Raw genomic sequence first — 6,451 nt, 5'->3', positions numbered from 1 at the left:
ACGGGTCAGCGGCAGCGCCCCGCCATGGACCCGCCGCACCGCGCCGGCGCGGGCCAGGTCGTTGAGGTCGCGGCGGATCGTGTCCTCGGACACGCCGAGGGTCGCGCTGGCCGCGGTGGCCAGGATCTTGCCGTCGAGGGCGAGGAGGTCGAGGAGGCGCTTGCGCCGTTCCTCGGGCAACAGGATTTCGGTCATAAGGACGCTGCCTGATTTTGCGCGATCATGCATGAACATGCACGAACGTGCAAGCGTCGGCGGCCTGCCGCTCCGGCTGCCGACAGCGGCCTCCTGCGACAACAGGCGAAATCGGACATGAACTCCTGGTAATCTGCGCCACCGCCCCCAATATCCCGGCGGCTTCAGCCATACGGAGACCGACGAGCCGTGCTCGACTTCCTCGCCGATCCCCAGATCTGGGCCAGCTTCATCACGCTGGCCGTGCTCGAGATCATTCTCGGCATCGACAACATCATCTTCATCGCCATCGCCACCGAGAAGCTGCCGGAGAGCCAGCGCGCCAGCGCCCGCCGCGTCGGCCTGATCCTGGCGCTGCTGCTGCGCCTGGTGTTCCTGGCGATGATCTCCTGGATCATCGGCCTGACGACGCCGGTGTTCAGCGCCTTCGGCCAGGACGTGTCCTGGCGCGACCTGATCCTGCTCGCGGGCGGCCTGTTCCTGCTCTACAAGGCCACGATCGAGGTGCATGCCGCGATCGAGGAGAAGGAGGAGGGCCATGCCATCAAGGCGGCCAGCTTCGCCGCGATCATCGGCCAGATCATCATCCTCGACCTGGTGTTCTCGCTGGACAGCGTGATCACCGCGGTCGGCATGACCGACAACCTGCCGGTGATGTACGCCGCCGTGATCGTCGCGGTCGGCACCATGCTGGCGGCCTCCGGCCCGATCAGCCGCTTCGTGCACCGCCACCCGACGGTGAAGATGCTGGCCCTGTCCTTCCTGCTGCTGGTCGGCGTGGCCCTGGTGGCCGACGGCCTGCACTTCCACATCCCGCGCGGCTACCTGTACTTCGCCATCGCCTTCTCGCTCGGCGTCGAGGTGCTGAACCTCCTGGCCAAGCGCAGCCACGCCCGGCGCGCGGGGGCCGCGGCGGCGCCGAAGAAGCAGCTCTGACCCTGCCGCCCCTCCCCGCCCCTCAGGGGCGGGGAGGGGCAAATCAAACATATAAAGATGTCTTTATGCTTGTGGCGGACCGGCCCGGCTGCTACACCCTGCGGCAATTCCGAACTTGCCGCAGGAGCACCCGATGCCTGACGCCGCCACCTTCACCGACTACAAGGTCAAGGATCTCAGCCTCGCCGATTGGGGCCGCAAGGAAATCGCGATCGCCGAGACCGAGATGCCCGGCCTGATGGCGCTGCGGGCGGAGTTCGGCGCGTCGCAGCCGCTGAAGGGCGCCCGCATCGTCGGCTGCCTGCACATGACCATCCAGACCGCGGTGCTGATCGAGACGCTGACGGCGCTGGGCGCCACCGTGCGCTGGTCGTCCTGCAACATCTTCTCGACCCAGGACCAGGCCGCCGCGGCCATCGCCGCCGCCGGCATCCCGGTCTTCGCCTGGAAGGGCGAGACCGAGGAGGAGTTCTGGTGGTGCATCGAGCAGACGCTGCGCGGCCCGGGCGGCTGGACCCCGAACATGATCCTGGACGATGGCGGCGACGTCACCCAGATCATGCACGACAAGTATCCGGAGATGCTGAACGACGTCCGCGGCCTGTCCGAGGAGACGACCACGGGCGTGCACCGCCTGTATGAGATGATGAAGAAGGGCACCCTCAAGGTCCCCGCCATCAACGTCAACGACAGCGTCACCAAGTCGAAGTTCGACAACCTGTATGGCTGCCGCGAGAGCCTGGTCGACGGCATCAAGCGCGCCACCGACGTGATGATGGCCGGCAAGGTCGCCGTCGTCGCCGGCTATGGCGACGTGGGCAAGGGCTCGGCCGCCTCGCTGCGCAGCCAGGGCGCCCGGGTCATGGTCACCGAGATCGACCCGATCAACGCCCTGCAGGCGGCGATGGAAGGCTACCAGGTCGTGACCATGGACGAAGCGGCGCCGATCGGCGACATCTTCGTCACCGCGACCGGCAATGTCGACGTCATCACCCTCGACCACATGCGGGCGATGAAGGACCGGGCGATCGTCAGCAACATCGGCCACTTCGACAGCGAGATCCAGATCGACGCCCTCCGCAACTACAAGTGGGAGGAGGTCAAGCCGCAGGTCGACGAGGTGGTGTTCCCGGACGGCAAGCGCCTGATCGTCCTGGCCCAGGGCCGGCTGGTCAACCTGGGCTGCGGCACCGGCCACCCCAGCTTCGTGATGTCGGCCAGCTTCACCAACCAGGTGCTGGCGCAGATCGAGCTGTGGCAGAACCACGCCAATTACGAGCGCAAGGTCTACGTCCTGCCGAAGCACCTCGACGAGAAGGTCGCGGCGCTGCACCTGGAGAAGATCGGCGCCAAGCTGACCCAGCTGACCCAGAAGCAGGCCGACTATATCGGCGTGCCGTCGCAGGGCCCGTTCAAGCCGGACCACTACCGCTACTGATCGACCCCGCAAGGATCCGGTCGAGGACCAGCCCCCGCCGCAAGGCGGGGGCTTTTTCATGCCGCCGGAAGATCGTGAAGATCCCGGCCAGGCATCACGAAGGAAAACCCCAGATTCAGCACTTTCGTGCCCAATCAGCGCCGTCAAGATAAGGCAAATATCGCATCCGCCGGGCAAGTCGATATTTCATTCCTGCTTCAGGGGGATTCCATGACCACATTCACAGGCACCAATGGCGATGACTCGCTGCCCCCGATGGGCGGCGACAACAGCGGCAACGACGTGTTCAACGGCCTCGGCGGCAACGACAATCTCAACTGCGGCATCGGTGACGACCTGGCCTTCGGCGGGAGCGGCGTGGACTTCATCGATGGCGGCGGCGGCGACGACTATATCGACGGCGGCGCTGGCGCCGACGCCATGCAGGGGAATTTCGGGGACGACACCTACATCGTCGATTCGACCGGCGACACCGTCACCGAATTCTCGGCGTCGGACGGCACCGACACGATCTACTCCAGCGTCTCCTACACCCTGCCGCAATTCGTCGAGCGGCTGATCCTGACCGGCAGCGCCGCGATCAACGCCACGGGCGGCGACGCCGCCGACACCCTGGTCGGCAATGCCGGCGCCAACACGCTGACCGGCAATGGCGGGGCGGATTTCCTGTCCGGCGGCGACGGCAACGACGTGCTGCGCGGGGGAGCCGGCATGGACGCCCTCGACGGCGGCAACGGCATCGACACGGCCAGCTACTTCAGCGGCGTGACCGGGGTCGCGGTCAACCTCACGACCGGCATCGGCAGCGGCGGCGAGGCCCAGGGCGACACCCTGCTCAATATCGAGAATCTCTCCGGCAGCCAGGGCAATGACAGCCTCGCCGGCAATGGCGGCGCCAACACCCTGCAGGGCTGGAACGGCAACGACCTGCTTTCAGGCGGCCTGGGCAAGGACATACTCACCGGCGGCGCCGGGGCCGACCGCTTCGTCTACGGCGCCATCGCCGACAGCGCGGTCGGAGCCAATGCCGACCGGATCACCGATTTCAGCCATGCCCAGGGCGACCGCGTGGACCTGTCGGCGATCGACGCCAATACCGGCGTCGCCGGCGACCAGGCCTTCACCTTCATCGGCACCGGCCTGTACACCCACCATGCCGGCGAGCTGCGCTACGCCGTCAGCGGCGGCGTCACCACCATTGCCGGCGACGTCAACGGCGACGGCGCCTCCGACTTCCACATCACCCTGACCGGCAGCCTGACCCTGGCGGCCGGCGACTTCGTGCTGTAGCCGCGGCCCGGGAGTGGGGGCGTCACTCGGTCGGGATGCCGTCGAAATCGGTCTCGACCGAGAGATCCTTCTGGTCCGCGCAGGTGAAGCGGGCCGAGCCGGCGAGCGGGTCGAGGCCCGTCAGGGTCAAGGTGCCGCTCGCCGCCTGGTCGCAGCCGTCGAGCGAATCGTCGCCCGCGTCGATGCTGAAGGAGACGCCGTAATCGGTGGCCGACTTGTCGGCCGCGACCGCCTGGGAGAACGGCTTCAGGTCATGCGTGCCGAGAGACGCGTCCTTCGGCAGCGCCACCACCACGGCGCCGACCGGCATCATCTGCTTGGTGCCGTGGACGTCGCGCTCCTGCTCCAGATACAGCATCAGCAGCCGGCTGCCGGCGGCCTGGCGCTTGGCCGAGCCGGTGCCGGTGATGGTGGCGTTGACCGGCGCGCCCATCGTGGTGCTGACGCGGCCGGGGCCGGCCGAGGCCGCCGCCGGCTCCGACGGCACCACCTGGGTCGCGTCGACCGGCACCGCGTCGAAAGTCAGCGACAGCGTCGCCTCCGACGAATCGCGGCAGGTGAAGTTGAGCGTGCCGGCGAAGGGCGAGACGCCGGTCACCTCGACCGTGCCCTGCGGCACCAGCCGGCAGTCGCGCACCCGCGACCCGTCGGCGCCGATGGCGAGGTAGAGGGCGCCGGACGCCTTGCCGGCCTGGTCGTGCCGGGCCGAATCGTAGCTGCCCACCTGCAGCGTGCCGGGCGCGACATCGGCCGGCAGCAGCAGCTGGATCTGGCGGGCGCGGATCACCCCCTCGCCGGTCGCGGTCATGCCGACCACGAAGCGGCCGCGATCGTCCTTCACCGCCAGGGCGAAGCCCTCGATCTTCTCGGTCTCGCCGCCGGGGCCCGCGACCGTGCCGCGGAAGGTTCCAAGGGTCTGGTCGGCCGCCGCCGCGGGCAGGGCGGGCAGCAGCAGAAGGAGGGCGAAGGCAAGGCGGCGCAGCATGGGTCTCATCCCGGTGATCCGGCCGCACCCTACACGCTGCGGCGCCGTCGCGCCTCCCCGCCATCGCGTCGCAGCGTGGCGGGGCTCACGGATGTGCGCGTGGCCTCTCCCGCTTGGGGAGCTTTCGAAATCCCAAAACCGTCATTGCGAGCGCAGCGAAGCAATCCAGGGGCCGGTGCGCACCGGCCCCTGGATTGCTTCGTCGGCTTCGCCTCCTCGCAATGACGGCGGGGCAGATCAGCGCGACAGATGCGCCTCGAACGCTTCCAGCGCCTCGGCCATGTCGGCTCGGCCGAAGCCAATGCGGAAGCGGTCCGCCGGCACCGGGCCGAGGGCCGAGCGGTAGACCCGCGCCGGCAGCAGCAGCACGCCGGAGCGCTCGACCAGGTCGTCGGCGAAGGCGTCGACCCCCTTGCCGCCGCGATAGCGCGGATAGCCGATGCAGCCGGCCGCCGGCACCTGCCAGTCGAAGCGGTCGGCGTGGCGGGCGAAGAAGGCCTCCAGCAGCGGCAGGTTGCGGGCGACGAGATCCCGGCTGCGCCGCACCAGATGCTCCCGCGCGCCGATCGCGATCTCGGCCAGCGCCTCGCTCGGCGCCGGGGCGCACAGCGTGGTGTAGTCCTTCTGCCGCACGATCCGGCGCAGCAGCCCGCGGTCGCGGCAGGCGATCCAGCCGAGGCGCAGCCCCGGCAGGCCGTAAGTCTTGGACAGCACCCCGACCGACAAAGCGCGCTCGTAGAGCTCGACCGCCAGCGGCAGGCGGTCCGCCTCGCGCCGCTCCAGCCCGCGATAGACCTCGTCGGCCAGCAGCCAGAGGCCGCGCGACCGGGCCAGCTCGATGATCGCGTCGAACACCGGCCGCGGCGGCAGCCAGCCGGTCGGGTTGTGCGGCACGTTGAGGATGATCAGCCGGGTGTTCGGCCGCAGCGCCGCGGCGATCCGGTCCGGGTCCAGCGACCAGCCGCCCGGCGCCTCCGGGTCGGGCTGCAGCGGCACGCCGGTGACGGCGCAGATGCCGGCGGCCACCGCCTCGAGCGACTGGTAGTTCGGGATCAGCGTCACCGCATGGTCGTCCGGCCCCAGCAGGCTGCGCACCGACTGGAAGATCGCCTCCCCCGCCCCGACCGTGACCGCCACGTCGTCCGCCTCCAGCCCGGCATACATCCCGGCGATGGCCGCGCGCAGCGACGGCGCGCCGGCGGTCTCGGTGTAGCCGAGCCACAGCTTGTCCCAGGCCTCACGCTGCGCCGGCGTGCCGAGGGCCAGCAGGTCGGTCAGCGTCAGCGACTGCATGTCGGAGGCGCAGAGATTGTGGCGGGCGGTGAACTCCCAACGCGCGAAATAGGCCTCGAGCGCGAATTCGGGCAGGGACATCGGGGAAACTCCTCAGGCGGCAGCTCGGGCCCGGGCCGCCGCCCGGTCGGCATACAGGGTGGCGCGGGAGATGCCGAGCTGGGCCGCGACATAGGCGGCGGCGTGGCGCATCTCCAAGAGGCCCTCGGCATCGATGGCGGCGACCAGCGCGATACGGCCGGCGCGGTCCAGCCGGTCGGCGGACAGGCCGGCGGCGCCGAGGCGGTCGCGCAGGATCAGGTTGATCGCCTCGC

General features: G+C 69.4%; 7 protein-coding genes. 3 read left to right on the top strand and 4 right to left on the bottom strand.

The window, feature by feature from the left end; genetic code table 11:
* On the bottom strand, window positions 1-195 hold a 195-nt coding region (locus tag P409_RS22865; RefSeq protein ID WP_034844136.1), incomplete at its 3' end, for a DeoR family transcriptional regulator.
* Between the two features lie 189 nt (window positions 196-384).
* Here P409_RS22865 and P409_RS22860 point away from each other — a divergent pair.
* From P409_RS22860 to P409_RS38180, 3 genes are all read left to right on the top strand, one after another.
* Window positions 385-1,131, top strand: a complete 747-nt coding sequence (locus P409_RS22860; RefSeq protein ID WP_034844134.1) for a TerC family protein — start codon at window positions 385-387, stop codon at window positions 1,129-1,131.
* A gap of 133 nt (window positions 1,132-1,264) precedes the next feature.
* On the top strand, window positions 1,265-2,569 hold the full coding sequence (gene ahcY, locus P409_RS22855) for an adenosylhomocysteinase (RefSeq protein ID WP_034844132.1): 1,305 nt from the start codon (window positions 1,265-1,267) through the stop codon (window positions 2,567-2,569).
* 210 nt (window positions 2,570-2,779) lie between these two features.
* Window positions 2,780-3,859, top strand: a complete 1,080-nt coding sequence (locus P409_RS38180) for a calcium-binding protein (protein WP_052121222.1) — start codon at window positions 2,780-2,782, stop codon at window positions 3,857-3,859.
* Window positions 3,860-3,881: 22 nt separating this feature from the next.
* Here P409_RS38180 and P409_RS22845 read toward each other — a convergent pair whose 3' ends face one another.
* The 3 genes from P409_RS22845 to P409_RS22835 all read right to left on the bottom strand — a co-directional run.
* Window positions 3,882-4,844, bottom strand: a complete 963-nt coding sequence (locus tag P409_RS22845) for a hypothetical protein (RefSeq protein WP_034844128.1) — start codon at window positions 4,842-4,844, stop codon at window positions 3,882-3,884.
* Window positions 4,845-5,081: 237 nt separating this feature from the next.
* The gene (locus P409_RS22840; RefSeq protein WP_034844126.1) at window positions 5,082-6,218 is read right to left on the bottom strand and encodes an aminotransferase class I/II-fold pyridoxal phosphate-dependent enzyme; all 1,137 of its coding nucleotides are present in this window, start codon (window positions 6,216-6,218) and stop codon (window positions 5,082-5,084) included.
* 12 nt (window positions 6,219-6,230) lie between these two features.
* Window positions 6,231-6,451, bottom strand: a 221-nt coding sequence (locus tag P409_RS22835) for a helix-turn-helix domain-containing protein (protein WP_034844123.1), incomplete at its 5' end; no start/stop codon positions are given.

The organism is Inquilinus limosus MP06 (genome assembly GCF_000767795.1).
Classification (GTDB): domain Bacteria; phylum Pseudomonadota; class Alphaproteobacteria; order DSM-16000; family Inquilinaceae; genus Inquilinus; species Inquilinus limosus_E.
Note: the sequence above shows the minus strand (reverse complement) of the source record. Positions and strands in the feature narration are given on the sequence as shown.

Coding starts and splice junctions, on each gene's coding strand:
- ahcY (WP_034844132.1), top strand. CDS start 1,265: ATGCCTGACGCCGCCACCTTCACCGACTACAAGGTCAAGGATCTCAGC.
- P409_RS38180 (WP_052121222.1), top strand. CDS start 2,780: ATGACCACATTCACAGGCACCAATGGCGATGACTCGCTGCCCCCGATG.
- P409_RS22845 (WP_034844128.1), bottom strand. CDS start 4,844: ATGCTGCGCCGCCTTGCCTTCGCCCTCCTTCTGCTGCTGCCCGCCCTG.
- P409_RS22840 (WP_034844126.1), bottom strand. CDS start 6,218: ATGTCCCTGCCCGAATTCGCGCTCGAGGCCTATTTCGCGCGTTGGGAG.